Raw genomic sequence first — 25624 nt, forward strand, 5'->3', positions numbered from 1 at the left:
GAACGCACTGTTGCCGGCCTACCTGCGGATCTATAACGGCTGCAGGTGCCACATGGCCCTCGGTGGCCTCACCCCCCAGCAGCGGCTCGCTGAGCTGCAGGCATGAACAACCTGGTGGGAAAGCACAGCTAAGGAATGGCTGGATCGAATCCCAGAGAATCAGCTGATCCACGGCTTTGTACACATGGATGATTCTGTTCCGTGTACCAACGATGCGACGTAGATCGGGAATGATCGTTAGCACACTTGGATCGTCCTCAATGGCGTCAAGCAGGCGTTTCAGCGCCTCTCTTCGCCTATCAGAGTTCCAGGATTAGCCGGCGTGACGCGTCCACGTCTTTCCGGAAATAGGGATTGTGGATCATGGATTCCGTCAAGAGATCCACCGGACGGCCGAAGAGGGCTTCCAATGCATCGGCGAAGGAACAGAAGCGCCGTGCATAGCCCGGTTCCCGTTGGCCCGTCATCTGCACGATGAAGTCCAGATCACTGCTGGCGGGGTCAAACAGGCCCTTCGCCGCTGAGCCGAACACTTCCAGCCGATCCACCCCGTAGAGGGCGCACAGGTGCCTGAGCGGCTCCAACCGGTCGATCAGCAAGGGCAGTAGCGGTGCAGCCGTGTCCATGGGGTCAGGTTAATGGAGCTTTCGGGTCCCTCACACCGCCACCGCCAACTCCGGATAGAAGCCCCCCGGAATCGCCCTGTGCAACCGCCAGCGAATCGCCATCGGCCGCTCGCCCTCGTGGCTCCCATACTCCGCAAAGCCCAGGCAAAGGAACGGCAGCGTCACCCCACCGCGCCTGCTCTCCTCCCGCACCAACAGCAGCACCCGGCTGCCACGCTCAACGTGGTGGATGTAGCGCTGCCCGGTGGCGGAGGCTTCGCGGGTGTTGCTCTGGCTCTTCCAGTGGAACTCCAGCGGGGAGATGGCGTCATCGTTGGTGCGGGTGTCTTCATCGGAGCCGAAGGCTTCTGCTTAGCAGTGGGCCCGGTTAGTCCAGCCCGGGCAGACGGTCGATAAGCTCCATGATCTGGCCACCCAACCTCATCCCAAGGGCTTGATCTGTTCCTTGACCCACTCGGTCCATGCCTGCCGATCAAGCATTCCGGAGGCAACAGCAAGAACAACAGCTTCGGTGGATTCTTTGGAAGCGGTCAACTCATAGCCATTGAGCATCAGCATCACCTCCAGGGCGGCATGGCCAACACGCTTGTTGCCATCTACGAAGGGATGGTTCTTGATCAGGGAAAAGCCAAGAACGGCAGCCTTTTCGAAAAGAGTGGGATAGAGATCAACCCCCGAAAAGGTCTGGCGGAGCTGGGAGAGTGACCCTTCCAAGAGACGAAGGTCCCGCAATCCAGGGGACCCCCCTGAGGTGGCGATCAATCGGCGGTGCAGCTCCAGTACCTCACCGAGGCGGAGGTAGCGCATCACGCCAGACGACGGTAAAGCTCCTCATTTTTTGCCAGCACGTTCGATGCGGCTGCTTCGAAGTCTGCGGAGGGTCGGCTCAGGAGATCGCGTACGGCGGCTGAGGCCAGGACCTCCTGAGACACGTTGAGCAGCCCGGCCACCTCGGCCAGGGCACGGGACTGTTCTTCGTTGAGCTCAATGGCGAGGGCCATGGCAGACCTCCAGAGCCCCAAGGATAGGAGAGGTCGAAAGGGGATCGCCCCCCTCACACCGCCACCGCCAGCTCCGGATAGAAGCCCCCCGGAATCGCCCGCTGCAGCCGCCAACGGATCGCCATCGGCCGCTCACCCTCATGGCTCACGTAATCGGCAAACCCCAGGCAAAGAAACGGCAGCGTCACCCCACCGCGCCTGTTCTCCTCCCGCACAAACAGCAGCACCAGGCTGCCGCGCTCAACGTGGTGGATATAACGCTGCCCGGTGGCGGACGCTTCCGGGGTGAGGCTCTGGCTCTCCCAGTGGAACTCCAGCGGGGAGATCGCGTCGTTGTTGTAGCGGGTGGCTTCATCGAAGCCGAAGGCTTTTGCGTAGCAGTGGGCTGCGGACACCTCGGCGCGGAGGTCTGCGGCAGGCAAGAGCCGGACGAGGGGGCTTCGGGCTGGGGCACGTGCTGCAGGCCGAGGCCCCTCAGCTGGGTCATCAGTCCTAATGTGGAGGCGACACAGCAGAAACGGCCTCCGATGGCATCCCAGCGGCTGAAATTAGTTGTGGAGCGTCATGCGGATGGCTATGTGGCTTATCCGCTCGGGATCACCGGTGTGGTTGTTGGACAAGGCGATAGCTATGAAGCGGCACTTGCAGACGTGCGTTCCGCCCTTGCGTTTCATGGCCAGACGTTCGGGCTTGATTCCCTCACCCAGGAGGATCCTGTTGAAGAGGTGTTTCTGGCCGAAACCGTTCTGGCTGGTTAATGCCGAAATTTCCGGTGGATGCGCCCCGGGAGCGGGTCTTGAAGGCGTTTCAGAGTCTTGGGTTTGAGCTGGTACGGGAAGGCAATCACATCGCCCTGGCACGGGCGAACCCAGATGGCACTCGAACGCCACTCACGATGCCGAACCATCGGTTGATCAAGGGGTCCACGCTTCGACTGATCCTGAGGCAGTCAGAAATCAGCAGGGAAGACTTTCTTGCTGTCTACGAGGAAGGCTGAACCGCCCCCTCAAACCGCCAACGCCAGCTCTGGCACGAACGCCGCCGGAATCGCCCGCTGCAGCCGCCAGCGAATCGCCATCGGCCGCTCGCCCTCGTGGCTCACGTAATCGACAAATCCCAGGCAAAGAAACGGCAGCGTCACCCCGCCGCGCTTGTTCTCCTCCCGCACAAACAACAACACCCGGCTGCCGCGCTCAACGTGGTGGATGTATCTCTGCCCGGTGGATGAGGCTTCCCGCGTGTTGCTCTGGCTCTCCCAGTGGAACTCCAACGGGGAGATGGCGTAGTCGTTGTAGCGGGTGGTGGGGGAGAAAAGGCGCTCAGACTTTTTGAGGGTGATGAAGAAGACATCGCAGCGGGTGGCGTCATCAAAGAACACTCCCTCGCGGCCGGGGAAGGTACGGGTGTCGTTGAGCAGGCCAAAGGCGGCGAACACCTCGGTGCGGGAATAGCGGCCGTGCAGGCCAAGGGGCACCGGCGGGGCAGGTTCGCCATCGGCCTGGAACGGCCAGGTGAGGGGCGCCACCAGATGGGTGGTGCGCTTCAGAAGCAGCTCAAACAGCTCCACCAGCTCGGCGCGGATCGCGGACGCGGCCCAAAGCCGCACCAAAGCCTCGGCCAAGGGCAGGTGCTGGCGGCCGCTGCCCCACAGCTGGGCCATCAGCATCCGCCAGCGGCGCTCGGCCCCAGGATCGAACCCCGCCGGATCGGGCGCCACGGGCCGCTGCAGCTGATCCACCAGCCAACGCAACCGCTCGGGGTCATCCAGGTGCAGCAGGCCCCCGGCGATGCCACGCCCCAGCCGCTCTTCATCGCCGCTGAGCTCCCCGGAGGCCGCCCCGGCCACCCACCCCAGCTCCCGCTGCAGCAACGCCCACGACCCCGCCACCTTGTAAAACTCCCCCAGCTCCATCCCAAGCCCCTCCAGCAACCCCGCCAGCGAACAGCGCCCAAGGCGGCGGCATTCCGCCAGCAGCTGGGGCCGGCGGCTGGGCAGCGACTCGCGCAGATTGGCCAGCACCCGCTGGCTCGACACCCGATCGAGCTGCAGGCTGCAGCCGGCGGGCAGGAAGGGAAACCCTTCTTTGATCTGCTGCTCCAGTTGGTCGCGCGTGCCGCCGAGCAGGGCGCGGTAGCGGAGGTCGAAGCGGAAGTTGCGGTGGGCCTGGCCGATGAAATCCAACACCGTGAGGCAGCTTTTGCCCGGGCAGAGGCGCAGCCCGCGGCCGAGCTGCTGCAGGAACACCAGATGGCTCTCGGTGGGGCGCAGGAACAGCACCGTGTCGATCTCGGGGATGTCGAGGCCTTCGTTGAACAGATCCACCGCGAAGAGGATCTGCAGCTCGCCGGCGCGCAGGCGGCGGATCTGCTCGGCGCGCTCGTCGCGGGGGCTGGAGGCATCCAGCGCGGCGGCGCGCAGGCCGGCGGCAACGAACTTGCGGGCCATCCAGTGGGCGTGCTCCACGCTGACGCAGAAGCCCAGGGCCCGCATCGACGCCAGGTGGGTGACCTTGTCAGCCAGTTCGCGCAGGATCAGGCGCAGGCGGGCGTCGTCGGCGGTGTAGAGGTTGGCGAGGGCCTCGGTGACGTAGCCGTTGCGGCGCCATTCGATCTGGGAGAGATCGGTGCCGTCGTGTAGGCCGAAGTAGTGGAAGGGGCACAGCAGGCCCTGGTCGAGGGCACTCCAGAGGCGCAGTTCGGCGGCGATGCGGCCGTCAAACCAATGGAGGATGTCCTCGCCGCCCGTGCGCTCGGGGGTGGCGGTGAGGCCCAGCAGCAGGGACGGCCTCAGGTGGGCCAGCCAGCGCTCGTAGCTCGGGGCGGCGGCGTGGTGGAACTCATCGACGATCACCACGGCGAACGTGTCCGTTGCCAGGTCGGCCGGATCGATCCCCGCGAGCGACTGCACGGAGGCGAACACATGGCGCCACTGGCTGGGGCGCTGGCCATCGACCAGCAGCTCGCCGAAGGCGCCATCGCGCAGCACCTGGCGGAAGGTGGCGAGGCTCTGTTGCAGTATCTCGCGCCGGTGGGCCACGAACAGCAGGCTGGGGTGACCCGGACCGGCCTGGCGGGCGTAATCGAGGGCGGCGATTACGGTTTTGCCCGTGCCGGTGGCGGCCACCACCAGGTTGCGCCAGCGGCCATGGAGGCTGCGCTCGGCCGACAGCTTGTCGAGGATCTCCTGCTGGTAGGCGTAGGGGCGGATGTCGAAGAAGCTGAGCAGGGTGACGTTCGCCGCCGAGTCTCCCGCCGATTCCTCGCGCGCGGCCCGATCAAAGCGGCGCTGCTCCAGTTCGCTGGCGCGGTAGGGCTCGAACTCGCCCTCCTCCCAGTAGCTCTCAAAGGCCGCCTGGAACTTGGCCAGGATGCCCTCGTTGTCGTGGGCGGAGAGGCGAACGTTCCACTCCAGACCGTCGTGCAGGGCAGCGGTGGAGAGGTTGGAGGAGCCGATGTAGGCGGTGGAGGCCGGGGGTGAGCCCGCGAGGCCTGGCCGATGGAACAGCCAGGCTTTGGCGTGCAGGCGGGTGCGGCGGGTGTCGTAGCTGACGCGCACCTCGGCGCCGTGGGCCACCAGCCAATCGAGGGCGCGGCGGTCGGTGGCGCCCAGGTAGACGGTGGTGAGCACCCTCATCGGGCGGCGGGCCGGGGCCTGCAGGAATTCAGACAGCGCAGGCTGGAGCAGGCGCAGACCGCTCCACTTGATGAAGGCGCAGAGCAGGTCGATCCGCTGGGCGGAGGGGACTTCGTGGATCAGCGCCTGCCCCACCGACGGTTCGCCGCTGGCGTTCACCAGCAGGCTGCTGTCGGCCAGGGGGATGAGCGGGCGGATGGTTTCTGCCTGGCCGGGCAGGAGCGCAGTGGATCGGATCTCCGAAAGCAGCCGGGCGGAGGGGTGCAGGAGGTCTGTGGTGGAGATGGCGCGGGGTGCCTGGCTCTGGAGCAGGCCCACCAGTTGGTTCACGAGAGCGAGCTGGTGCTCAGGGGTGACGCCACCGCTCAGGTGCTCCAGGGCGATGCGGGCCAGTCCCGCCAGGTGCCGGGCCAGCAGGCGCGGGGCTTCCTGGGGGTCGAGGCCGTCTTTCTTATAGAGATCGCTCGCCAGCAGGTTCAGTTGCTGCTCCAGTCCCTCTGTAAGGAGTTGCTGATAAATGCCGGGGGGTGAAAGCTGGTCGGTCATGGGGTGTCCATGGACATGGTCTGCGATAGGTCGACAGCTTTGATGCCGATGTTATGCGGATCCCATACAATGTGCTGGGCTATCGAATGCTGATCAAATTTGTTTCTTGCAAAGGTTGAACTCATGTCTAACTTGGCGTCATCTGTAACCCATGGGGTAGAGGGGCCGACATGAGCGGCCACGCATTGTTTCGCCAATTTAGTAGTTCAGCGGAATTTGGTGAATGAAATGTCCAAATTAAATGTTGACCAAAAATCAATTTTTGACTTGTTATCGGATAAAAGATCTGACTTTCTCATTCCAGATTACCAGAGGCCTTATGCATGGGATGATGAGCAATGCCAAACCCTTTGAGACGATCTTTTCTTGTTTTCTTTTCCTAATAATGACTGCGACGCTTTTGATGATAACGAAGATTATTTCTTGGGATCAATAGTAACATTTAAGAATGAAAAGAGCAAATCTGAAGTCATTGATGGACAGCAGCGACTCACTACAATACTTCTAATTCTTCGAGCCTTTTACGACAAGTTTGCCAACATGCAGGACCGGAATTCGAAGCTCACCAGAGACCGAATTGAAAAATGTATTTGGAAAACAGACACTTTTGGCAGCGCAGACAAATCATCATTAAAGATCGACTCTGAAGTCGCAACAGACAATGACAAAGAAGAATTTCTTGAGTTGCTCAAGACAGGGGTAGTAAAGTCCACAGCAAAAAGTCAATATGTAAGAAATTATAAATTTTTTCAAGGTAAAATTGAATCATTTCTTCAGAGTTTTGCTAGTTACTTCCCGTTTTTTCCAGCTCGTATTTTAAATAATTGCATTCTCCTTCCCATTGAAGCCGAATCCCAGGATACAGCATTAAGAATTTTTTCGACGTTAAACGATCGTGGACTCCCTTTGTCTGATGCAGATATTTTCAAGGCTCAATTTTACAAACATTTTAATGACTCAAGGATGAAGGATTCCTTTATAAAGGACTGGAAAGAACTTGAAGAGTTGTCCAATGCCGTATTTCATCCAATATCGGGGACTCCAATGGATGACCTGTTTTCTCGCTATATGTATTTTCTACGAGCTAAAGAAGGAAATAGGAGTTCGACGACAGAATCTTTGAGGAAATTTTATGAACGAAATAAGTATCAGTACATGAGATCTGACAATACAATGGCTAATTTGAAGACATTGGCTCTCTTTTGGAAGAGTGTATCAGTTCAAGACAAGGGCCGGTTCACAGAATCCATTCTAAAAAAGCTATTCGTCTTGAATTTCGCGCCAAATGGCATGTGGCATAATATTACATCTGTCTACTATCTACAAAATAAGGATAGTGAGGACTTGCTTCAGGAAGACTTGTTTGGCAATTTTCTTGACCGAATTACGGCCTTTATATTCGGCTATGCAATTACTAACCCTGGAGTGAATGCACTTCGTACCCCCGTGTACGACGAAATGATCACTATCGTGAATGGTTCTGCGGCAACATTCTCTAAGTATAAGTTTATTGAATCTCAGTCTCGTTCTCAATTTGAAAACTATGCTTTCACGAACCAACGGGCAATCACGCGGTCATTGTTGACTTGGTTTGCCTATTCATTCGCCGACCAAAAGCTCCTTGACTTAAAACAAGGCTTTGATATTGAGCATATTTATTCGAGAAAGCGACAGGAGATTGATGGGGACTTAGAGAATGAGCTCAATCTCGAAAGTCTTGGAAACAAGATTCTTCTTGAGGAAAGCATTAACATTCGTGCTTCAGACTATCGATTTGATGACAAAAAGAAGATTTACAGTGGAGTTCAGCGCCGTGGCAAATATAAGGATCCAAGCCAGATCCATGAAATCTCTACAATCATTGAATTGTCAGCGTTTTCCGAAGAGCAAATCATTGATAGAACACAAGTTATTTTAGACCGGTTTTTTGAATTTTTAAAAGAACAGGAATTGATTGAATCTTCATGATTAATTTTCCAATCCCAGAAACTAAGATATTCTGCCTCACGCGTAAGTCGCACAGGTGATCGAAAGCGTTAGTAGTTCATTCTCCCTGGTATCACTCCCCGCACTCCACCCCGAGGCTCATCTGTATCCCCATTGCGCCTCGGAATCAAATGCCAGTGAGCGTGAAAGACGGTCTGCCCGGCGCTTGCTCCTGAGTTCAGTCCCACGTTGAAGCCTGTGATCGTTGAGTCGGCATCTTCGAGCACTTTCCGCCTCCATTGTAAGAGCTCGACAATCGAATTCCATTCGGGCTGATGGAGGGCAAGTCCGTCGTTCACGTGCCGACGCGGGATCACCAGGCTGTGCCCCTCGCTCACCGGGTAGGCGTCGGAGATGCACAGCGCCAGCTCGCTCTCCAGCAGCATCCGGCCGCTGCCCTTCAGCGCGCAGAACACACAGCCCGCTTCGCGGTGGCCGTAGCTGGCCTGCATGCCGCGGAAGTCCGTGCGGTCAGTGTCGCGCTTGCCGGCGTTGCAGCGGAAGCAGAGCGCCTGCAGGTTGGTGATGCTGTCGGAGCCGCCCTGGTTTTTGGGGACGATGTGGTCCACCTCCAGGGCCCGCTGGTGCTCGTGTGCCCCGCAGCACTCGCAGCGGCCCCGGGCGCATCGGTGAACCCTGTATTTCACCGAGCCGCTAATCGGGGTGCGGTGGCGGCTGCGGTGGGCAAACACCTCCTCGCCGTGCTGCTCGCGGAAGGCATCGAGGCGCTGGCGGCACAGCTGCTGCAGCGCGTCGCGCTCGGCGTCGCTCAGCTCGTCGCCGCCGATCAGGCTGTAGGCGCTGTTGCCGTAGGCGGTGATGCCGTTGAAGGTGAACCTTGCCCGCCATGCGCGTCCCAGGATCCGCCGGGCCACGTCCTGCGCGGGGGCGGGGCTGCGGCGGCCCAGCAGCTCCATGAGCATGAGGGGTTGGTCGATGGGGCTCATGCGCATCTGCTTGGCGATGGTCTCGCGCAGGCGCTGGTAGGTGCTGGAGGGGGGCGGGGGCATGGGGGGATGCTGGCGGGTGTGACAGGGGGTGGCACTGGTAGACGAGAAGACCATCACCCTCCGATGGTCGCCCCACTCCAATCGGCAAGCCCAGCCGCGGTACCTACGATGCAACTAGTGAAGGTCGGCCAGATCGTGCGTACCTACTCCGCCGTGATCGAACGCTGCAGCGAGACAGGTCTGCTTGTGGGCCATGTGCCTGGCTTCCCCGGCGCCCACAGCCAGGGGGCGACGCTCGACGAGCTGCAGGCCAATCTCCAGGAGGTGATCGCCATGCTGCTGGAAGACGGTGAGCCGAGCCTGGAGAGCGATTTCGTCGGCCTGCAGCAGATCGTTGTTCCGGCTTGAACGTGGGCTCGACACCGGTTCTCAAGCCCTCGGAAGTGGTCGGCATCCTGCGGAAACTGGGTTTTGAGCTTGTCCGTCAACGCGGATCCCATCTGCAGTTCCGCGATGCACGTGGACGCGGCACCACCGTTCCAGCCCATCAGGGCCGTGACATCGCGCCACCGCTGCTTCGTCAGATCGCCAAGGACATCGGCATGACCATGGAGGACTTCCTTGGCTACCGCTGAACGTGGCAGTTGCCCATAGCCCTGGGGGCACAGCGCTTGAAGCTCATCGCTTGGCCCTCGATCACCAGGTCGGCAACGGCGATGCAAAGCGCCTCCAGGTTGCCGATGGCGTCGGAGTCGCCGTGGTTCCTGGGCACGATGTGGTCCACCTCCAGGGCCCGCTGGTGTTAGTGCGCGCCGCAGCACTCGCAGCGGCCTCGGGCGCCGGTGAGCACCTGGTATTTCACAGAGTCGCTGATCTGGCTGCGGTGCCGGCTGCGGTGGGCAAACACCTCTTCGCCGCGCTGCTCGCGGAAGGCATCGAGGCGCTGGCGGCATAGCGGCTGCAACGCGTCGCGCTCGGCGTCGCTCAGTTCGTCGCCGCCGATCAGGCTGTAGGCGCCGTTGCCGTAGGCGGTGATGCCGTTGCGGGTGAGCACCTTGCCCACCATCCGCTTCACCCGCTCGGTGTAGTACTCGATCTGGGTCACGTCTTCGCCCAGGATCCGCCGGGCCACGTCTTGCGCCGGGGCGGGGCTGCTCCTCCCCAGCAGCTCCATGAGCATGAGGGGTTGGTCGATGTGGCTCATGCGCATCTGCTTGGCGATGTACTCGCGCAGGCGCTGGTAGGTGGTGGAGGGGGCGGGGGCATGGGGGAATCCTGGCGGCTGTCGGGCGACCGGGCCAGGTTTGGTTTTGGGCGGCCCGTCAGGAAGGAGCCCCTGCTGGGATCCCTTCTGGCGTGATCGCATGGCGGCTGCAGCCAACCCGGCTCCGGGCGTGGTTATGCCGCCCCAGCCCCCTTCCCCATCCAGCGGGGGAAAGGACAAGAGCATCCGCTCCACCCCCTTGGGCACCTGCGATGCCGAGGTCTGACAGGTGCGGTGCTGGCAGCGGATCCCAGGCGGCGGCAGTTGGAACCCACGCTGCGGGCCCATGCCGTTGAAGGCCAGAAACAACGCCGTTGTCGTGACGACGTCTCCTGAGGATCCCATCCGCTCCGATCGTCAGCGGGTGGTGGCCCATGGGATCCATCCGGAGTGGTGGGCGGGGGCGAGGTTGTGGTGGTGACAGAATGGAGTTGAAAGGCGGTATGCCATGGCCAGCTCCGATCCAGGTCTCCAGCGGCTCCGTCAGGAGGCTGGCCGAGTCCCGCTTCGGTCGCGGATCATTCGTGCAGTGGCCAGCTCCACAGCCATCGAAACGGGCCAGTCCATCGCCGTGATTGAAGGCCAGCTTGTGGCTCGGCAACCCCCTCCTAATCACCCCCACCAGGCAACACCTGCCTGAACAACTGCTGCATCGGAGCGTTGTTCAACACAGCCCCGGCACGGATGGCGCCGAAATACTGCTCACGCTGCAGATCCCAGGCTGAGTAGTCGAGAGGGCCGATGCCCGCCTGGCTCGCCATCACATCCGCCAGCAGCCGCGCGATGCGGCCATTGCCCTCGCGGAATGGATGGATGAGCACAAATTCAACGTGCACCTCAGCCAGCGCCTCAACCAGTTCGTCGACGGACTGGGGATCAAGGGGTGTGCGTTTGTTGAGCTGTTCGCGTTGAAAGGCCTCCAGAAGATCGGGCAGGAGATGGGCGCTTGCAAAGGCAAAGTTCCCTTTGCTCAGGTTGAACTGGCGCACCTTTCCTGCCCATGGATAGACAGCCTCCAGCCAGAGCCGGTGCCATTCGATCACTTCCGCGACAGTGAGACGATGAGGTTCAGCCCCGTTGATGAATATCCCCTCATAGAGCTGAAGCAGCAGATCCTGTTCCAGTGACCCCATGACCCCTGGATCTGTGATTCCCAATCGGTTACGCAGAACCAAGCCGTTCGAGCCAGGCTCACATTCAGCGGCCGATCCAACAACGGTGTAGCGGTTCATCCGCAGGCGATCCGTAGCAGGCCTTCCGGCTCAGACAGCACCATCCAGCAACCGCCCCTCCCGGTAGGCCCTGCCGATCACGTGACTGCGCCAGTGGCGGCGCTCCTCGCACTCCCGCTGGGAATAAAGCAGCAGATCCAGCGACACATCCGCCTGGGCCAGTTCGTCCCAGAGCTCGTTGAGCACCTCGAAGCGGTGGTGACGCTCCAGCCAGGCATCCGGTGCGGTGATCAACAGGTCGATGTCCGATTCCGGCCCCGCTGTGCCACGCGCCCGGGAGCCAAACAGACGCACTTCCGCGCCTGGGATTCTTTGCTGGATCACAGCCGCCATCCCCTGGAGGCGCTGGTCGATCGGTGGCGCGGCGACGCTGGTCATGCCGCCATTCTGGGCAGGGTCTTATCAAGCTGGTAGCGGGGGTGGGGATTCCTGGCTGGGGGTGTGATGGGCCATGGGTTGATCCTGGCGGCTCCCGTACGCCTCGGGCAGGGTGGTCTTTGGGCGGCCCGTCAGGAGGGCGACCCTGCTGGGATCCCTTCTGGTGTGGGCGCGTGGCGGCTGGAGGCAACCTGGTTCCGGGTGTGGCTGTGCCGCCCCAGTCCCCTTCATCCGCAGCCAGCGGGGGAACGGACAAGTGATCCGCTCCACACCCTTGGCCACCCGCACTGCCACCACCTTCACCACGACGGCGACCCCACCGGTGCGGCCTGGTGGATCGATGCCGCCGCGGGATCACCAGGCTGTGCCCCTCGCTCACGGGATAGGCGTCGGCGATGCAGAGCGCCAGCTCGTTCTCCAGCAGCACCCGGCCGCTGCCCTCCAGCGCGCAGAACACACAGCCCGCTTCGCGGTGGCCGTAGCTGGCCTGCACGCCGCGGAAGCAGAGGGCCTGCAGGTTGGTGATGGCGTCGGAGCCGCCCTGGTTTTTGGGGATGATGTGGTCCACCTCCAGGGCCCGCTGGTGCTCATGGGCCCCGCAGCACTCGCAGCGGCCCCGGGCGCGGGTGAGAACCCGGTATTTCACCGAGCCGCTGATCGGAGTGCTCGCGGAAGGCGTCGAGGCGCTGGCGGCATAGCTGCTGCAGCTGGTCGCGCTCGGCGTCGCTCAGTTCGTCGCCGCCGATCAGGCTGGTGGCGCCGTTGCCGTAGGCGGTGATGCCGTTGAAGGTGAACCTTGCCCACCATCGGCTGCCCAGGATCCGCCGGGCCACGTCCTGCGCTGGGGCGGGGCTGCTCCTCCCCAGCAGCTCCATGAGCATGAGGGGTTGGTCGATGGGGCTCTTGCGCATGCGCTCGGTGATGGTCTCGCGCAGGCGAAGGAAGGCAGCAGAGGGGGGCGGAGGCATGGGGGGCATCCTGGCTGGGGAGAGACGGGGGGTGGCACTGGTGGAGGAGAAGCCCCGGCGATCACCCTGGCCCACGAATGCTTCCCCATGCAGACCACGCGATCGTTGACGAAGCCAAGATCTGCGACTACCTGCTCTCAGACACGCATCCAGTTGGACGATTCAAGGCCAGGGTCTTTCGTTCACTCGGCTACACCGTTGAATCCTGGACACGACTTCGTGATGATCTGCTCCTCCATGGCCAGACTGGGACGGTTCAGCGGATCGAGATGAGCGTCTATGGGATGAAAGTTGTCATCAGTGCTACGTTGAAAGGCCCCAACGGCGCATCCAGACCATTCAGAACGGTCTGGCTGATCCCGGATCATTCCAGGCAGCCAAGGCTCGTCACTGCATTTCCGGAGTAAGTCATGTTCGTCTTGCACCAGACAGTTGCTCTCACCCACGACATACCTGAGGATGGTCTGCAGTTGGGCGATCTCGGTGCTGTCGTGGCTATACACGACCCTGCAAACTACGAGGTTGAGTTTGTTGCCGCTTCGGGACGCACCCAATCGCTGTTGACGCTTTCAAGCAGCAGCCTCCGGGCGATTGGTGATCAGGATCTGATCGCGGTTCGTTCGCTGGCTACGGCCAATCCCTGAGATTCGACATCGTTCAGCTCCTTGCTTCCCAGGATCCGCCGGGCCACGTCCTGCGCTGGAGCGGGGCTGCTGCGGCCGAGCAGTTCCAGGAGCATCAGCGGTTGGTCGATGGGGCTCAGGCGCATCTGCTTGGCGATGGTCTCGCGCAGGCGCTGGTAGGTGGCGGAGGGGGGCGGGGGCATGGGGCGATGGTGGCGGCTCCCAAGTGCTTGGGCCAGGTTTGTTTTGGGGCGGCCTGTCAGGCGGAACCCCCTGCTGGGATCCCTTCTGATGCGGGCGTTTTGCGGCTGCAGCCAACCAGGCTCCGGGTGTGGTTGTGCCGCCCCAGTCCCTTTGCCCAGACAGGGGCAGTATCCCGCCCGCCACTGCCAGACTGGTGCCACTGGAGGGGGCCATGCAGGAAATCCTTTTCGTGGTCGAGGAAGCGGAGGACGGCTCCTTCCGGGCCAGCGCAGCCGGCGCCGCGATCCACACCGAGGCCGACACTCTCGAGGAGCTCCACCGGGAGATCCGCGACGCGGTCGTCTGCCACTTCGATCACGGCCAGGCACCGCCCTTGATCCGCCTCCATCACGTGAGGCAGGAACTGCTGGCCCTGTGAGGATTCCGCGGGACGTCAACGGCCAGCTCCTGGCCGAGCGCCTGCGGCGCCATGGCTATGTGCTGACCCGTCAGACTGGGAGTCACATGCGGCTGAGCCGAAGCTCTGACGGCCAGCAGCAGCACCTCACCATTCCAGCCCACAAGCCCCTCAGGGTCGGCACCTTGCGGCAGATCCTCAAGGACGTGGCCAGTCAGCTGGGTTGCTCGATCGAAGAGCTGATCGGCAGCCTGGGCCTTTGAGGGCAGGGCTGTGAGGTTGAGCACGCGGCCCACCATGCGCTTCAGCGGATCCGCCGGGCGATGGTGTCGCGGAAGCTCTTGTCGGTGGGGGAGGGGTGGCACTGGTGGAGGAGCAGCCCATGCCAGGCGCCATGCCTTTGCTTGCCTCCTCAGCCAGGCCGACGCAACAATTGTGTAGGCACCTCACATGGAGGTCACACATGGCCACCAATCTCGCTCTCGATCAGGATCTGCTCGATCACGCCTTCCGCGTGAGCGGTGAGCCCACCAAAAAGGCCGCCGTGACCCGTGCCCTTCAGGAGTTCATCGCGCGCCGGGAGCAGCGCCAGGTTGCCGAGCTCTTCGGCAAGCTCGAGTGGAACCCCGGCTACGACGTCAAGGCCGAACGGGAACGCCAGCGGTGAGCCTGCTTGTCGATACCTCTGTCTGGTCGCTGGCCTTTCGCCGTGATGGCCAGCCAGGCGCGGACATCCGCAATGTCTGCCGCCGCAGAGGGATCCAGATCGGCACCATCGATGCCCTGCTCATCCAACTTTGCCAGCGCTATGAGCTGACGCTGCTGACGACGGACAAAGACTTTCAGGCAGCCTCTCAGCAGGTGGAGTTCCGGTTGTGGGGAACGGCTTGAGGGGCGCTCTTTCGCTGGGCTGTGACGGCGGCAGCGCGACACCAAACCGCTGCCAGAGTGGGCGGGCTTGCGGCATTCCATGCCCCACCACGGTCCGCCCCTGGCCCCACTGATCGACCTGAACCGCCTCCTGGAGGCCGGCCTGGGGGGCGATCCGGCGGCAGCGGCGCTGCAGGATCTGGACCACAGCCTCAGCTGGGCCGAGCTTGATCGCCAGGCGGAGCGGCTGGCCCGGGCCTACCAGCGGTTGGGTCTGCGGCGGGGCGACCGGCTCGCCTCTTTGATCCCCAACCGGTTGGAGTTGGTCGTCCACTACCTGGCGGGGCTGCGCAGCGGCCTGGTGCTCACCCCCCTCAACTACCGCTATGTGCCGCCGGAAATCGACCATGCGCTGAAGATGAGCGGCGCCGCGGCCCTGGTGTTCCACGGCGAACGGCTGGCCGATGTGCAGGCCAGCGCCGTGGCGGCCCGGCTGCCCCTTGGCTGCCACCGCATTGACGATCCCGCCGGATTCGAGCCCCTGCTGGCCTCGGTGTCCGCCGGCGGCGAGGCCCCGCCCTGGCCAGATCTGGCCGCCGACGAGCCCTGCTTCCTCTTCTTCACCTCTGGCAGCACCGGGCGGCCCAAGGGCGTGACCCACAGCCGCGCCAGCTTCGCCGCCGTGCTCACCTCCTTCATCCAGGCCAGCGAACTCCAGGCCGGCGAGGAGGTGCTGGCTGGCAGCTCCCTGGCTCACATTGCCTCCTGCGCCCTCGTCCTGGCGGCCCTGGCCGCCGGCGCCTCCGCCGCGATCGCCAGCCGCATCGATGCGGTCACCGTGGAAACCCTGCTGCGGCGCTACCGGCCCTCGCTGCTGCTGATGTTGCCCGCCGCCCTGTTCGAGCTGGTGCGGGATGAACGGCTCCAGCCGACGGATCTGGGCTCGGTGCGTCTCTGCATCAGCGGCGGCGACAAGGTGCCCCACCAGTTGCAGGAGGAGTTCCGCCGGGCCGCCGGCTTCGGCATCGACGAATGCTTCGGCATGAGCGAGATCGGCTACACCACCCTGGCGCCCCCGTCGGGCCCGAATCGGATCGGTTCGGTCGGCCAGCTCTGCCCGGGGTTCAGCGCCAGCCTGCGCCACGAGGACGGCACCGAGGTGGCCCCGGGCCAGCAGGGACGCCTCTGGATCCAGGCGCCTTCGATGATGGTGGGCTACTGGGACAACCCCGAGGCCACTGCCGACACGATCCGGCAGGGCTGGCTGGACAGCGGCGATGAGATGCGGGTCGACGCCGACGGCTTCTTCTGGTTCTGCGGCCGCCGCAAGCAGATCATCGTCCACGACAGCTCCAACATCTGCCCCCAGGAGGTGGAGGAGGCGCTCTCAGAGCATCCGGCCGTGGATCTGGTGGGGGTGATCGGCATCCAGGACCCGGTGCACGGCGAGAACGTGCGGGCCTACCTCACCCTCCGCCACGACCAGCCCGCCCCCAGCGAAGCCGAACTGATCGCCTTTGCCCGGACCCGGGTGGGCTACAAGGCGCCGGAGGAGATCCGCGTGCTCGAGGCGCTGCCCCTCACACCCGTGGGCAAGACCGACCGGCTGGCCCTGCGGCGGCTGGCGGCGGATGGGCTGCATGACGCTTGAGGCCGCCCTGCTCGCCTGGATCGGCAACCGCGGTCGCCGCTGCAGCGTTGGTGAGGTGGCCGCCGGCACCGGCCTGTCCCTGCAGGAGGTCGAGCCGGGGTTATTGGCCCTGGTGGCCGAAGTCTCCGGACGCCTGCAGGTGGCCGAGGACGGCACCCTGCTGTTCGTCTTTCCTGCCGCGCTGCGGAGGCGGCTGTTGGCCCTCAGCGGCCGCCGGCGCCTGCAGGCCCGGCTGCAGGCGGCCCTGCGCCTGGCCGCCCGGCTGATCCGGCTCAGCTTCGGGCTGGTGCTGGTGCTGGTCACCACCCTGGTGGTGCTGATCCTGCTGGTGCTGCTGATCGTGCGGCTGTTCAGCAGCGACGATGGCGACGATGCCGGCCTGGCGTTGCTGCAGGGGCTGGCCCAGGTGCCCCTGTCCATCCTGGATCTGCTCGTCTCCGGCCTCCGGGCCCCGTCGCGCCAGGGCTCCGCCTCCGTCACGCCGCAGCAGCTGTGGAGCCTGCTCTGGGACCTGCCCGGCGAGGGTGCCGATCCGGCCTCCCTGGGCTTCCTCAGCGCCGTGTTTTCGATCCTGTTCGGCGATGGCGATCCCAATGCCCGCCTGGAGCCGCTGCGCTGGCGCCGCATCGCCGCCTTCCTGCGCCAGCGCGGTGGCGTGGTGATCGCCGAGGACCTCGCCCCGCTGCTCGATCTGCCCGAGTGCCCCTCCGATCCCGACCGCCGCCGCGACCTCGCCGATGCCGCCATGCTGCCGGTGCTGCTGCGCTTCGACGGCCGCCCCGAGGTGAGTGAGGACGGGGACCTGATCTATGGCTTCCCCTCCCTGCCCGCCAGAGCGGCCCGCGTTGATGGGCCGGTGCCGCCCCTGCGCGAGCGGGCTTTTCGCTTCAGCCGGGCCGGAGCCGGGCAACGAACCGCCTATGGCCTCACCGTCGGGGCCCTGCTGGTGCTCGCGCCGTGGCTGCTGGCGATCACGCCCGCCTGGCTGCCCCCCGTGGCCTGGCTGGCGCGGTTCGCCATCGGCTACGCCCTGTTGCTGCTGCTCCTGCCCCTGGCCCGCCTGCCGCTGCAGCACTGGCGCAACCGTGCCATCGCCGCCCGCAATGGCCGCCGCCAGGCCTGGGCCCGAGCGGCCCGCACCGCCGATCCCCAGCTGAAGCGGCGCCGTGCCGCCGCCCGCCGACTGGGCGCCACCGAGGCGGGCCGGCCGGCGCCGCGCGTCGTGTACGACAGCGGCCGCGATCTGCTGGAGCAGACCATCGACGGCCTGGAGCGTGGGCCCCGGCCGACCGCCTGAGACAATCCACAACCGCCCACCCCACGGGACATCCATGGCCGTTCTCGGCAGAGAGGCGATCCTGCAGGCGATCGAAGCGGGCACGATCGGGGTCACGCCCTTCGCCCCCGAACGGCTGGGCCCCGCCTCGCTCGACCTCACCCTTGCTCCCACCTTTCGGGTGTTCCGCAAGGTGCACGAGGTGATCGAGGTGCGCGAGCACACCGACTACCGGACGCTCACCGAGAAGATCGTGGTGCCCCAGGGCGAGCACATCCTGATCATGCCGGGCGAAACGGTGCTCGGCATCACCCAGGAGCGGCTGCGCCTGGGGCCTGGCCTGTGCGGCTGGCTGGAGGGGCGCAGCCGTTTCGCGCGGCTGGGCCTGATGGTGCACATCAGCGCCCCCTTCATGGGGCCGGGCATCGACAGCCAGCAGGTGCTGGAGATGAGCAACTTCGGCCCCGCTCCCCTGGCCGTGCATCCCGGCACCGCGATCTGCCAGTTCGTGTTCCAGAAGCTGCAGGGCATCGAGAGCTATGCGGGCTGCTTTGCCGGCCAGACGGAAGACTCCTTCTGACCGACTCGGCCACCGCGGCTGCCCCGCGATCTCCCCACCCATGCGTGCGATGCGGAGGATCGTGGGCGATGCCGAATCAGAAAATCCCCAGGGTTTTCTTCTTGCAGTAGCCCGCTCCGATGTTCATCCATCCCGACAGACAGGGTTTTCCATAGGTGGGCCTGACTTGGTAGTCAATGGGTGAGACGCAATGCTGCTTCAGATCATTCACATAACCAAGCGGACATTGGTCGTTGCCCGGCAGTTTGGGAATCCGCTTCTGTGCCACGGCTGGGCCCGGGATCAGCAGCGGAAGGGCCACAAGCATGGCGGCCAGATGGAGGAGTGGTTTCTGCATCTGGAGGGTGTTCAGGTGCTCAAACCCTAGGAGTCGGTTGCCGGTGGCGCCGTTTGTCGGCACGGCGGCCTCACCGGTAAGCCGCCTGATTTGGCTCAGATCTTTCATCCCCCGCATCGGATGTGGGGCTGATCGGCTTCATGGGACATTGGGCTGCGCCTTCGAGACGACGGGCTCGTAGCCGCGGGGCAGCAGGTTCCAATCGGCGTTGAAGACGTGCACCCGGCGGGTGGCCTTGCCTTTGCTTTCGAACGGCAGGCCCGCATGGGCCCAGGCCAGCGCACTTCCCGCCAGGTTGCGCACCTCGAAACCCTGGCCCCGCAGTTCCCTGGTGTAGATCCCGCTGCGCAGGCCGATGGTGCAGTAGGGAACCACGACCCAGGAGCGGTAGCGGGCGCTGTTGCGCTCGAAGTCCTGCTGCGTGATGGCCCCCGGCAGCATCGAGACGCGCCGTTCATGCGGCTCGCGCACATCGACCAGCACCGCCGGCTGGTCCTTGGGCCGATCCAGCCACTCGGCCACGGACATCTCCGGTTGGCCGGGAAACAGCAGACGCTTCATGCCCCCGTAGCGGCGTCCCACCTCGGCCGCAAGCTCGCTGTCGGCGGCACCCGCTGCCGGCCCGCCACGGCCCACCCCGGTCCCGTGCAGCACGGCGGCGGCGGTGGCGGCGGCGGCCAGGGCGGCGGCCAGCCGCCAACGCCGGAACAGACCTGGGGGTGTCATGGCGGGGTTTCTCCTGGCTTCAGAGTTGGGACATGGTGGATCGCTTCAGCCATAGGTTCAGCTCGGGATCACACGCGAACACCCAGCACGCCTTCGTGCCCCGGCTCATCAACGTGCGGTAAGTGTTGCGGATGATCGCGTCTGCTTTCAGTCTGATCGCCTGGGGGTCGCGCCTGAGGCCCACCTTGTAGCCCTTCAGCGATTGATCCGTGCGCGCCCGTGCCGTCGGCACCGTCACCACCTCACCATCGCGGTAGACCAGATCCGGCCCGATGATCACCCCGATGGTTTCCAGCTCCAGCCCCTGGCAGGTGTGGATGCAGCCCACTTCCTCCACCGTGCCCGGCTTCATGATCCACACGCTGCCGTCCTTGCTCAGGTTCCAGCGGGCCCGGTAGCCATAGGGATCAATCGTGATGTCCCAGGCATCGGGATGAAGCTTCGACGCCCAGTTCCAGCAGTAGCCAGCCACCATCCGTGCCTGATTGGCCTGATTCGCTGCTCTGATCGCCGCGTGCAAGCGCAGCGGATCGTCGAACACCCGGATGTCATACCCGCCTGGATCCAATCGCTCATTGGCTGTGGCGCGGATCCCCAGGGTGGAATCCAGCCAGGCCAGGTAGCCATCGGAGCCGCTGCAGCGGAACTGTGACGGCAGCACCTCGCGGTGCAATTCGGCCTCAACGTACTGGCTCCATTTCTCGATTTCGGCCGTACTGCCGATGTCGTCAAAGGTGACGCGCTGGTCCTCATCGAGGAAGAACACCGTCAGCTTGCTGGCGTGGATGATCTCTTTGACCTGGTTCTCCCCCTCCTTGTCGTAGATGGTCTTGGTCATCAGCCTGTGGCTCTCATCCACAATCAGGACGTCGTAGAAGCCCTCCGGGCAGGCCACGAAACAGGCCGAACCGCAGAAGAGGTTGTCGTAGTCGCCCTTCTGCAGGGAGCCGGTGAGCTTGGCGCGGTACACCGCCCGCGGTGCCGCGTTCTTGCTCACGTAGCGGGCATTGAGGCCCATACCCATCAGTCTGGCCAGCAGGTTCACCGCCACCACCGATTTCCCCGTGCCTGGTCCGCCCTGCACCAGCAGCACCCCGTGCCGGCCCTCCCGCAGATGGCGCGCCAGGGCCAGGGCTTTCTCGAACACCACCTTCTGCTCATCGATGAGGACGAATTCCGTGTTGCCCTTCAGCATCCGCCCCACCGCGTCGGCCAGCTGCCGGCTCGGTTTGGCCTTGCCATCGCGGATCCGCTCGATCGTGCGGCCCCGATCGCCCACCTCCAGGCAGCGGCGCAGGAAGGCGGCCATCGCGGCGTTGTCGTGGCGCAGAAACAGTGGCGCCTGCTCGAGATAGTCCCGATAGCGCCCATCGCTGAGGCCGGCGCCGTCGGTGCAGTTGTGCAGGTAGGCGCAGGGCTGCAGGGCGATGTTGTCCTCCACCACGGCTGTGTTGAATCCGCGCAGCAACGCCCCGTAGCTCATCGCCTGGTACGAGGGATGGGTGGTCTCGCGCGGTCCCTTGCCGAGGAACGTGCGCACAACTCCGTCCAGCTCCGTGGCCTCCACCGTTTCCCATTGTTTGAGCTCCACGATCACGGCTGAAGGTGCGCCGTCGGCATTGCGGCCGGACAGGAGCAGGTCGATTCGCTTGGCGGTGTTGTGGATCCGGTATTCGATCGCCACCCCCAGTTCCTTCGGGATCGCCTCGAACTGCAGCACGTTGCCCACGCATTGCAGGGAGTTCTGCCAGGCCCGGAACTCGTTGGCCGCCACCTTGTGGCCGGTGCGTTCCAGATAGCAGCGGCGCACCTCTTCCTCGATGCGTTGCTCGCGTACGTGCTGCAGGAACTCCTCACGGGTCGCGAGGTAGATGATCACGGGGTGGGAGGTTTGGCGAGGTGTGGCTTGGGTGCCATGGCTGGGCGGCGTGATGGCTGATGCATGAACTCTTTCCCCTCAAGCTCGCCCAGGTCAGGGAGACCGCGGAGCGTGCCTCACCGTGGCCATGACGCACCGGCCCCGCCGTGATGATGGTGGCACGACACCCCAGCCATGACCGACCAAGCCCTGCCGCCGATCGCTGGCTCAGAAGCGGAGATCCTCGCCCTGGTGCAGCAGCCCGGCCCGGTGTTTCTGCCCCGCACCAACCTCAAGCTGGAGCAGATCCGTTCCGGGTTTGCCTGCGCCCTCCACATGCACCAGCCCACGATTCCAGCCGGTGCGCATGGCGAGCTGATCTCCCATCTGCAGTACATGTTTGAGCACCAGGGAGAGGGCGATAACCACAATGCCGAACCCTTCGCGCAGTGCTACAGGCGCCTGGCCGACCTCCTTCCTCAGCTGATGGAGGAGGGTTGCAACCCCCGGATCATGCTGGATTACTCCGGCAATCTTCTCTGGGGACTGGAGCAGATGGGCCGGCTTGATGTGCTTGATGCGCTCAGGCAGCTCGCCTGCGATCCTGCCCTCCAGCCCCATGTGGAGTGGCTCGGCACCTTCTGGAGCCATGCCGTGGCCCCCTCCACCCCCATTCCCGATCTCAAGCTGCAGATCCTGGCCTGGCAGCACCAGTTCGCGGCCCTGTTCGGGCGCGACGCCCTGGCGCGGGTGAAGGGCTTTTCGCCCCCGGAAATGCACCTGCCCAACCATCCCGACACCCTGTTTGAGTTCGTCAAGGCCCTCAAGGAGTGCGGCTATCGCTGGCTGCTGGTGCAGGAGCACAGCGTTGAAAACCTCGATGGCAGCAGCCTGCCCCAGCAGCAGAAATACCTTCCCAATCAACTCGTGGCACGCAACTCCAGCGGCGAGGAGCTATCGATCACGGTGCTGATCAAGACCCAGGGCTCTGATACCAAACTGGTGGGGCAGATGCAGCCCTGCTACGAAGCTCTGGGGCTGGGCCGGCAGCACCTGGGAGCCACCACGGTCCCGTCGCTGGTGTCGCAGATTGCCGATGGCGAAAACGGCGGCGTGATGATGAATGAGTTCCCGTCCGCCTTCCTCCAGGCCCATCACGCCATCGCCGCCAACAAGGGGAGTGAGCAAGCCACGGTGGCGATCAACGGCACGGAGTATCTCGAGTTGCTGGAGGCCGCCGGCGTGACGACCAGCGATTTCCCGACCATTCAGGCGGTGCAGCAGCACAAGCTCTGGCAGCAGCTGGACGGCTCACCCACCTCCTCAACCACCCCCGAGGCCACCACAGCGGCCATCGCCCAGCTCCAGGCCAGCGACCCCGCCTTCTCGATGGCCGGCGCCTCCTGGACCAACGACCTCAGCTGGGTGGAGGGCTACGCCAATGTGCTGGAGCCGATGAACCAGCTCAGCGCCCGCTTCCATCAGTTGTTCGACCCCCTGGTGGCCCAGGATCCCGGTGTGACCCGGACCCCCCGCTATCAACAGGCGCTGCTGCACCTGCTGCTGCTGGAAACCAGTTGCTTCCGCTACTGGGGCCAGGGCACCTGGACCGACTACGCCAGCGAGATCCACAGGCGTGGGGAAGCGGCGATGGTTGGCCGCTAGCCGGCGCGATCAGTTCTCATCGTCCTGGCCTGACGCTTCCCTGCCCAGCGCAACCACCTCCGGGAAGTACTTGGCCATGCAGGCATCGCAGACGCCGTGGGAGAACTCCACGTTGTCGTGGCTCTTGATGAAGGCCTCCACTGTCCCCCAGTAGCCCTGATCGTTGCGGATGCCCTTGCAGTAGGAGCAGATCGGGATCAGCTGCTCCATCACGTCGATACGCTGCAAGGCACCGGCGAGCTGATCCGAAATCCGCTTCAGTTCCAGCTGCAGCACCACCTGGTGGGCCAGGGTCTCCAGAGATCGGATCTGCAGGAAGCTGAGGTCCCGGGGCCGTCGATCGATGACGCAGAGAGAGCCGATCCGGGCGCCTGTCGGGGTGGTTAGTGGCACCCCGGCGTAGAAGACGATGTTGGGTTCACTGCAGACCAGCGCGTTATCCCGGAAGCGTTCATCCTCACGGGCATCTCTGACCACCAGGGTCTGGTCGCCAAGGATGGCGTGGGCACAGAAGGACACATCGCGGCTCGTTTCGCTGACATCGAGGCCAAACCTGGATTTGAACCACTGGCGATCGGCATCCACCAGGCTGATCAGGGCGATGGGCACATCGCACAGCTGGGCGGCCAGGAACGTGATGTCGTCGTAGGACTGCTCAGCCTCCGTATCGAGGATGCGGTAGTCCTTGAGAGCCTCCAGGCGTGCCGCTTCGCGGGGAGCCACTTTCGCGGGCATGGGCAGCAAAACACCTGATGAAACGTTCGCAGGGTCCCGTGATGGACCGGACGGCGGTTCACATCTCCTCATCCCGCCGGCGGCTGGCCCAGGCCCCGACGCGTTCGGGAGGTCGCCGCAGTAGAAAAAGAGATCGGCCCCGCGGTGAGGACCTCTGGCTGGCTGGTTCTCCCGCGTGCTCGGCAGCTCTGGGTCGGCCCTGAGCGTGACTGACGACGCCACGGCCGACTGGAGCCGCCAGCGCATTCGCCGCGAGAGCGTTCTGCTGGCCGCGATGATCTTCGCCGTGGCGGCGGTGGCGCTCAGCTTCAACTACTTGAGCGCCACCCGATTGCTGCGCAACCAGGTGCGCGAAAACCTGCGCCAGCTGGTGACCATCGCCGCCAGTGAGATGGATCCCGCCCTCGTCGCCGCCATCACCAGGCCCGAGCAGACGGGTGATCGGGACTATCGCCGCGCCAGCGCGCCCCTGCTGAAGCTGCGCCGGCTCGTGCCCGAGATCTACTACGCCTATGTGTTCATCGTCACGCCCGAAGGACTTCGCTACACGATCGACAGCACGTATTACATCCAGAACCAGGGTTCCCCCGCCAGCGCCGTCAGTGTTGGCGACCTCTATGTCGCACCTTCAAACGACGCGCTTGAGGCCTCCCGCTCTGGCCTCACCACCGTCAGCACCAAGCCCTACACGGACGACTTCGGATCCTTCATGAGTGGTTTTGCCGCCATCCGCAACAACGACGGGGAGCTGGTGGGCTTTGTTGGGATCGATTTCTCGCTCGCCCAACTGCAACGCAAGGAATTTCCGCTGCAGCTCACCTATCTGCTGGGCCTGGTCGGCAGTGCCGGATTTTCGGTTCTGGCGGCCAACTTCCATCGCCGCAGCCTCAAGGCCCGGGCCCGGGCCTTCCAGTCCATGGCCGCCGCCGACCGCGCCAAGAGCACCTTTCTCGCCACCCTCAGCCACGAGATCCGCACCCCGCTCAATGGGGTCCTCGGCATGACGGGGCTGCTGCTGGCCAGCGAGCTGTCCGCCCAGCAGCGGGAGTGCCTCGACATCGCCCACAGCTCGGGGGAATCCCTGCTCGCCCTGCTCAATGAAATCCTTGATTTCACCAAGATCGAGTCTGGAAGCTTGCAGCTGGAACTGGCCCCGTGCCAGCTGCATTCCCTTCTGGAAGAGTCGGTAGCTACCTGCACGAGCCTGGCCCAGGCCAAGTCTCTGGCCCTCTCCCTGGTCATCGGTCCGGAGGTTCCCCAGACCATCTGCACCGACGCCATCCGCCTGCGCCAGGTCCTGCTCAACCTGATCGGCAATGCGATCAAGTTCACCGAGGCTGGCAGCGTCGTTGTCTCCGTTCAGCCTGCGGTCCGTACGGCCAGGGAACAGGTGAGCCAACCGGAGCCAGACGCGTTGCCCCTGGCGTTCTGCGTCACCGACACCGGTGTCGGCATTGCCGCCGACCAGCTGGGCCTGCTGTTCCAACCCTTCTGCCAACTCACCAGCGCGACCAACGCGCCCAAGGCCGGCACTGGCCTGGGGCTGGCCATCAGCCAGCAGCTCGTGGCGGCCCTCGGCGGCACGATCCAGGTGGAGAGCACCCCCGGCCGCGGCAGCGTCTTCAGCTTCACCTTGCCGGTGGAAGCGGTGGCCGCCGCTCCTGCCCCGGCTACGCCGCCCTTGCTGGCGAGCCCGGCGGGCGGAGCCGCCTTCGCGGCCAGCTATCCCCTGCGCCTCCTGGTGGTGGATGACAGTGCCGTGAACCGTCGCCTCTGCGAGCTGATGCTGCGGCGTCTCGGTTACGCGCCGGAGTCCGCCGTCGATGGCCAGGAGGCCCTCGAACGGCAGCCACTGCTTGAGCCGGATCTGATCCTGATGGATGTGCAGATGCCCAGGCTCGATGGTCTGGAAGCCACCCGCCGCATCCGCGCCGCCACGGGGCGGACGCCGCGGCCCTGGATCGTGGCGATCACGGCCTTCACGTCTGCCGAAGAGCGGCAGGCGGCCCTGCAGGCGGGCATGAACGATGTCCTGGCCAAGCCGCTCAAGGCCGAGGCCCTGGAAGCCTGCCTCGTGGCCGCCCACGCCCGCTTGCACCAGCCCTCCCCCTAGGGAA

At 64.1% G+C, this 25624-nt stretch carries 33 protein-coding genes and 2 pseudogenes; 17 read left to right on the forward strand and 18 right to left on the reverse strand.

Annotated elements, in window-relative coordinates:
* The 6 genes and pseudogenes from KBY95_RS16515 to KBY95_RS14120 all read right to left on the reverse strand — a co-directional run.
* Positions 1–244: HepT-like ribonuclease domain-containing protein (locus tag KBY95_RS16515; RefSeq protein WP_396095029.1), on the reverse strand; the 244-nt coding region annotated here is incomplete at its 3' end.
* Between the two features lie 55 nt (positions 245–299).
* Positions 300–626 (reverse strand): nucleotidyltransferase family protein, encoded by a 327-nt coding sequence (locus tag KBY95_RS14100; protein ID WP_254965786.1) that lies wholly within the window; start codon positions 624–626, stop codon positions 300–302.
* 30 nt (positions 627–656) lie between these two features.
* Positions 657–944 (reverse strand): annotated as a pseudogene (locus KBY95_RS14105) (DUF3427 domain-containing protein); the annotation flags it as partial.
* A 102-nt stretch (positions 945–1046) separates the two neighbouring features.
* Positions 1047–1433, reverse strand: a complete 387-nt coding sequence (locus KBY95_RS14110) for a type II toxin-antitoxin system death-on-curing family toxin (RefSeq protein WP_254965842.1) — start codon at positions 1431–1433, stop codon at positions 1047–1049.
* Complete coding sequence (locus KBY95_RS14115) at positions 1433–1627, reverse strand: DNA-binding protein (RefSeq protein ID WP_254951800.1); 195 nt, start codon at positions 1625–1627, stop codon at positions 1433–1435. The genes KBY95_RS14110 and KBY95_RS14115 overlap by 1 nt, the downstream gene beginning before the upstream one ends.
* Positions 1628–1680: 53 nt before the next feature.
* Positions 1681–2022, reverse strand: coding sequence for a DUF3427 domain-containing protein (locus tag KBY95_RS14120; RefSeq protein WP_254965788.1), 342 nt, complete (start codon positions 2020–2022; stop codon positions 1681–1683).
* Positions 2023–2154: 132 nt separating this feature from the next.
* On the opposite strand from KBY95_RS14120, the gene KBY95_RS14125 reads away from it, so the two are divergent.
* Positions 2155–2385 (forward strand): hypothetical protein, encoded by a 231-nt coding sequence (locus KBY95_RS14125; protein ID WP_254965789.1) that lies wholly within the window; start codon positions 2155–2157, stop codon positions 2383–2385.
* Entirely contained in the window at positions 2385–2624 is a 240-nt protein-coding gene (locus tag KBY95_RS16520) for a type II toxin-antitoxin system HicA family toxin (protein ID WP_396095030.1), read from the forward strand. Before KBY95_RS14125 ends, KBY95_RS16520 begins: the two co-directional genes overlap by 1 nt.
* Before the next feature lie 9 nt (positions 2625–2633).
* On the opposite strand, the gene KBY95_RS14130 is transcribed toward KBY95_RS16520, so the two are convergent.
* Positions 2634–5807, reverse strand: coding sequence for a DUF3427 domain-containing protein (locus KBY95_RS14130; protein WP_254965790.1), 3174 nt, complete (start codon positions 5805–5807; stop codon positions 2634–2636).
* A 228-nt stretch (positions 5808–6035) separates the two neighbouring features.
* On the opposite strand from KBY95_RS14130, the pseudogene KBY95_RS16525 reads away from it, so the two are divergent.
* Together KBY95_RS16525 and KBY95_RS16530 are read left to right on the forward strand one after the other, a co-directional pair.
* Positions 6036–6734: pseudogene (locus KBY95_RS16525) on the forward strand (DUF262 domain-containing protein); the annotation flags it as partial.
* Between the two features lie 531 nt (positions 6735–7265).
* A complete protein-coding gene (locus KBY95_RS16530; RefSeq protein ID WP_396095032.1) occupies positions 7266–7775 on the forward strand; it encodes a DUF1524 domain-containing protein in 510 nt (169 codons plus the stop codon).
* A gap of 68 nt (positions 7776–7843) precedes the next feature.
* Here the strand turns inward: KBY95_RS16530 and KBY95_RS16435 are convergent, their stop codons facing one another.
* Positions 7844–8803: an HIT domain-containing protein gene (locus tag KBY95_RS16435; protein ID WP_315858941.1), complete on the reverse strand. Its 960-nt coding sequence runs from the start codon at positions 8801–8803 to the stop codon at positions 7844–7846.
* A 117-nt stretch (positions 8804–8920) separates the two neighbouring features.
* Between KBY95_RS16435 and KBY95_RS14150 the strand changes: the two genes are divergently transcribed.
* Positions 8921–9151 (forward strand): type II toxin-antitoxin system HicB family antitoxin, encoded by a 231-nt coding sequence (locus KBY95_RS14150; protein ID WP_254965792.1) that lies wholly within the window; start codon positions 8921–8923, stop codon positions 9149–9151.
* Positions 9152–9153: 2 nt separating this feature from the next.
* Positions 9154–9378 (forward strand): type II toxin-antitoxin system HicA family toxin, encoded by a 225-nt coding sequence (locus KBY95_RS14155; RefSeq protein WP_254965843.1) that lies wholly within the window; start codon positions 9154–9156, stop codon positions 9376–9378.
* Here KBY95_RS14155 and KBY95_RS14160 read toward each other — a convergent pair.
* From KBY95_RS14160 to KBY95_RS14180, 5 genes are all read right to left on the reverse strand, one after another.
* On the reverse strand, positions 9369–9527 hold the full coding sequence (locus KBY95_RS14160) for an HNH endonuclease signature motif containing protein (protein ID WP_254965793.1): 159 nt from the start codon (positions 9525–9527) through the stop codon (positions 9369–9371). The two genes, KBY95_RS14155 and KBY95_RS14160, sit on opposite strands and share 10 nt — an antisense overlap.
* A gap of 18 nt (positions 9528–9545) precedes the next feature.
* A complete protein-coding gene (locus KBY95_RS14165; protein ID WP_254965794.1) occupies positions 9546–10352 on the reverse strand; it encodes a hypothetical protein in 807 nt (268 codons plus the stop codon).
* 263 nt (positions 10353–10615) lie between these two features.
* The gene (locus tag KBY95_RS14170; RefSeq protein ID WP_254965795.1) at positions 10616–11239 is read right to left on the reverse strand and encodes a Fic family protein; all 624 of its coding nucleotides are present in this window, start codon (positions 11237–11239) and stop codon (positions 10616–10618) included.
* A 30-nt stretch (positions 11240–11269) separates the two neighbouring features.
* Positions 11270–11617 carry a nucleotidyltransferase domain-containing protein gene (locus tag KBY95_RS14175; RefSeq protein ID WP_254965796.1) on the reverse strand — a complete coding sequence of 116 codons (348 nt, stop codon included), beginning with the start codon at positions 11615–11617 and terminating at the stop codon, positions 11270–11272.
* Between the two features lie 587 nt (positions 11618–12204).
* The gene (locus KBY95_RS14180) at positions 12205–12585 is read right to left on the reverse strand and encodes a hypothetical protein (protein ID WP_254965797.1); all 381 of its coding nucleotides are present in this window, start codon (positions 12583–12585) and stop codon (positions 12205–12207) included.
* A 77-nt stretch (positions 12586–12662) separates the two neighbouring features.
* Here KBY95_RS14180 and KBY95_RS16535 point away from each other — a divergent pair, with 77 nt between their 5' ends.
* Both KBY95_RS16535 and KBY95_RS14185 read left to right on the forward strand, forming a co-directional pair.
* Positions 12663–12992 carry a DUF6883 domain-containing protein gene (locus KBY95_RS16535; protein WP_396095031.1) on the forward strand — a complete coding sequence of 110 codons (330 nt, stop codon included), beginning with the start codon at positions 12663–12665 and terminating at the stop codon, positions 12990–12992.
* 3 nt (positions 12993–12995) lie between these two features.
* Positions 12996–13229, forward strand: coding sequence for a DUF4926 domain-containing protein (locus KBY95_RS14185; protein ID WP_254965798.1), 234 nt, complete (start codon positions 12996–12998; stop codon positions 13227–13229).
* Here the strand turns inward: KBY95_RS14185 and KBY95_RS14190 are convergent.
* Positions 13184–13411 (reverse strand): hypothetical protein, encoded by a 228-nt coding sequence (locus tag KBY95_RS14190; RefSeq protein ID WP_254965799.1) that lies wholly within the window; start codon positions 13409–13411, stop codon positions 13184–13186. The genes KBY95_RS14185 and KBY95_RS14190 overlap by 46 nt on opposite strands.
* A 212-nt stretch (positions 13412–13623) precedes the next feature.
* Here KBY95_RS14190 and KBY95_RS14195 point away from each other — a divergent pair, with 212 nt between their 5' ends.
* From KBY95_RS14195 to dcd, 7 genes are all read left to right on the forward strand, one after another.
* Positions 13624–13830, forward strand: coding sequence for a 2-oxoisovalerate dehydrogenase (locus tag KBY95_RS14195; RefSeq protein WP_254965801.1), 207 nt, complete (start codon positions 13624–13626; stop codon positions 13828–13830).
* The gene (locus KBY95_RS14200) at positions 13827–14072 is read left to right on the forward strand and encodes a type II toxin-antitoxin system HicA family toxin (protein WP_254965802.1); all 246 of its coding nucleotides are present in this window, start codon (positions 13827–13829) and stop codon (positions 14070–14072) included. The genes KBY95_RS14195 and KBY95_RS14200 overlap by 4 nt, the downstream gene beginning before the upstream one ends.
* A gap of 200 nt (positions 14073–14272) precedes the next feature.
* Complete coding sequence (locus tag KBY95_RS14205) at positions 14273–14476, forward strand: type II toxin-antitoxin system VapB family antitoxin (RefSeq protein ID WP_254965803.1); 204 nt, start codon at positions 14273–14275, stop codon at positions 14474–14476.
* Positions 14473–14700 (forward strand): PIN domain-containing protein, encoded by a 228-nt coding sequence (locus tag KBY95_RS14210; RefSeq protein ID WP_254965804.1) that lies wholly within the window; start codon positions 14473–14475, stop codon positions 14698–14700. The genes KBY95_RS14205 and KBY95_RS14210 overlap by 4 nt, the downstream gene beginning before the upstream one ends.
* Before the next feature lie 79 nt (positions 14701–14779).
* Positions 14780–16330: a class I adenylate-forming enzyme family protein gene (locus tag KBY95_RS14215; protein ID WP_254965805.1), complete on the forward strand. Its 1551-nt coding sequence runs from the start codon at positions 14780–14782 to the stop codon at positions 16328–16330.
* Positions 16320–17627, forward strand: coding sequence for a hypothetical protein (locus KBY95_RS14220; RefSeq protein WP_254965806.1), 1308 nt, complete (start codon positions 16320–16322; stop codon positions 17625–17627). The genes KBY95_RS14215 and KBY95_RS14220 overlap by 11 nt, the downstream gene beginning before the upstream one ends.
* A 34-nt stretch (positions 17628–17661) precedes the next feature.
* Positions 17662–18186: a dCTP deaminase gene (gene dcd, locus KBY95_RS14225; RefSeq protein ID WP_254965807.1), complete on the forward strand. Its 525-nt coding sequence runs from the start codon at positions 17662–17664 to the stop codon at positions 18184–18186.
* A 76-nt stretch (positions 18187–18262) separates the two neighbouring features.
* Here dcd and KBY95_RS14230 read toward each other — a convergent pair whose 3' ends face one another.
* The 3 genes from KBY95_RS14230 to KBY95_RS14240 all read right to left on the reverse strand — a co-directional run bounded on the left by KBY95_RS14230 (position 18263) and on the right by KBY95_RS14240 (position 21128).
* Positions 18263–18523 (reverse strand): hypothetical protein, encoded by a 261-nt coding sequence (locus tag KBY95_RS14230; protein ID WP_254965844.1) that lies wholly within the window; start codon positions 18521–18523, stop codon positions 18263–18265.
* A gap of 138 nt (positions 18524–18661) precedes the next feature.
* Positions 18662–19249 carry a rhodanese-like domain-containing protein gene (locus KBY95_RS14235; protein ID WP_254965808.1) on the reverse strand — a complete coding sequence of 196 codons (588 nt, stop codon included), beginning with the start codon at positions 19247–19249 and terminating at the stop codon, positions 18662–18664.
* A 19-nt stretch (positions 19250–19268) separates the two neighbouring features.
* Positions 19269–21128: a DUF2075 domain-containing protein gene (locus KBY95_RS14240; RefSeq protein ID WP_254965809.1), complete on the reverse strand. Its 1860-nt coding sequence runs from the start codon at positions 21126–21128 to the stop codon at positions 19269–19271.
* A 174-nt stretch (positions 21129–21302) separates the two neighbouring features.
* On the opposite strand from KBY95_RS14240, the gene KBY95_RS14245 reads away from it, so the two are divergent.
* On the forward strand, positions 21303–22772 hold the full coding sequence (locus KBY95_RS14245) for a glycosyl hydrolase family 57 (protein WP_254965810.1): 1470 nt from the start codon (positions 21303–21305) through the stop codon (positions 22770–22772).
* 9 nt (positions 22773–22781) lie between these two features.
* On the opposite strand, the gene KBY95_RS14250 is transcribed toward KBY95_RS14245, so the two are convergent.
* Positions 22782–23507 carry a GAF domain-containing protein gene (locus tag KBY95_RS14250; protein ID WP_254965811.1) on the reverse strand — a complete coding sequence of 242 codons (726 nt, stop codon included), beginning with the start codon at positions 23505–23507 and terminating at the stop codon, positions 22782–22784.
* Between the two features lie 175 nt (positions 23508–23682).
* Here KBY95_RS14250 and KBY95_RS16440 point away from each other — a divergent pair, with 175 nt between their 5' ends.
* Positions 23683–25620 (forward strand): ATP-binding protein, encoded by a 1938-nt coding sequence (locus tag KBY95_RS16440; RefSeq protein ID WP_254965812.1) that lies wholly within the window; start codon positions 23683–23685, stop codon positions 25618–25620.
* Positions 25621–25624 lie beyond the last annotated feature (4 nt).

This window comes from Cyanobium sp. Aljojuca 7A6 (assembly GCF_024346455.1).
GTDB lineage: Bacteria > Cyanobacteriota > Cyanobacteriia > PCC-6307 > Cyanobiaceae > Cyanobium.

Coding starts and splice junctions, on each gene's coding strand:
- KBY95_RS14130 (WP_254965790.1), bottom strand. CDS start 5,807: ATGACCGACCAGCTTTCACCCCCCGGCATTTATCAGCAACTCCTTACA.
- KBY95_RS14235 (WP_254965808.1), bottom strand. CDS start 19,249: ATGACACCCCCAGGTCTGTTCCGGCGTTGGCGGCTGGCCGCCGCCCTG.
- KBY95_RS16535 (WP_396095031.1), top strand. CDS start 12,663: ATGCTTCCCCATGCAGACCACGCGATCGTTGACGAAGCCAAGATCTGC.
- KBY95_RS14110 (WP_254965842.1), bottom strand. CDS start 1,433: ATGCGCTACCTCCGCCTCGGTGAGGTACTGGAGCTGCACCGCCGATTG.
- KBY95_RS14180 (WP_254965797.1), bottom strand. CDS start 12,585: ATGCCTCCGCCCCCCTCTGCTGCCTTCCTTCGCCTGCGCGAGACCATC.
- KBY95_RS14250 (WP_254965811.1), bottom strand. CDS start 23,507: ATGCCCGCGAAAGTGGCTCCCCGCGAAGCGGCACGCCTGGAGGCTCTC.
- KBY95_RS14185 (WP_254965798.1), top strand. CDS start 12,996: ATGTTCGTCTTGCACCAGACAGTTGCTCTCACCCACGACATACCTGAG.
- KBY95_RS14205 (WP_254965803.1), top strand. CDS start 14,273: ATGGCCACCAATCTCGCTCTCGATCAGGATCTGCTCGATCACGCCTTC.
- KBY95_RS14125 (WP_254965789.1), top strand. CDS start 2,155: ATGGCATCCCAGCGGCTGAAATTAGTTGTGGAGCGTCATGCGGATGGC.
- KBY95_RS14190 (WP_254965799.1), bottom strand. CDS start 13,411: ATGCCCCCGCCCCCCTCCGCCACCTACCAGCGCCTGCGCGAGACCATC.
- KBY95_RS14195 (WP_254965801.1), top strand. CDS start 13,624: ATGCAGGAAATCCTTTTCGTGGTCGAGGAAGCGGAGGACGGCTCCTTC.
- KBY95_RS14165 (WP_254965794.1), bottom strand. CDS start 10,352: ATGGGATCCTCAGGAGACGTCGTCACGACAACGGCGTTGTTTCTGGCC.
- KBY95_RS16435 (WP_315858941.1), bottom strand. CDS start 8,803: ATGCCCCCGCCCCCCTCCAGCACCTACCAGCGCCTGCGCGAGACCATC.
- KBY95_RS16530 (WP_396095032.1), top strand. CDS start 7,266: ATGATCACTATCGTGAATGGTTCTGCGGCAACATTCTCTAAGTATAAG.
- KBY95_RS16520 (WP_396095030.1), top strand. CDS start 2,385: ATGCCGAAATTTCCGGTGGATGCGCCCCGGGAGCGGGTCTTGAAGGCG.
- KBY95_RS14245 (WP_254965810.1), top strand. CDS start 21,303: ATGACCGACCAAGCCCTGCCGCCGATCGCTGGCTCAGAAGCGGAGATC.
- KBY95_RS14230 (WP_254965844.1), bottom strand. CDS start 18,523: ATGCAGAAACCACTCCTCCATCTGGCCGCCATGCTTGTGGCCCTTCCG.
- KBY95_RS14175 (WP_254965796.1), bottom strand. CDS start 11,617: ATGACCAGCGTCGCCGCGCCACCGATCGACCAGCGCCTCCAGGGGATG.
- KBY95_RS14170 (WP_254965795.1), bottom strand. CDS start 11,239: ATGAACCGCTACACCGTTGTTGGATCGGCCGCTGAATGTGAGCCTGGC.
- KBY95_RS14220 (WP_254965806.1), top strand. CDS start 16,320: ATGACGCTTGAGGCCGCCCTGCTCGCCTGGATCGGCAACCGCGGTCGC.
- KBY95_RS14215 (WP_254965805.1), top strand. CDS start 14,780: ATGCCCCACCACGGTCCGCCCCTGGCCCCACTGATCGACCTGAACCGC.
- KBY95_RS14100 (WP_254965786.1), bottom strand. CDS start 626: ATGGACACGGCTGCACCGCTACTGCCCTTGCTGATCGACCGGTTGGAG.
- dcd (WP_254965807.1), top strand. CDS start 17,662: ATGGCCGTTCTCGGCAGAGAGGCGATCCTGCAGGCGATCGAAGCGGGC.
- KBY95_RS14115 (WP_254951800.1), bottom strand. CDS start 1,627: ATGGCCCTCGCCATTGAGCTCAACGAAGAACAGTCCCGTGCCCTGGCC.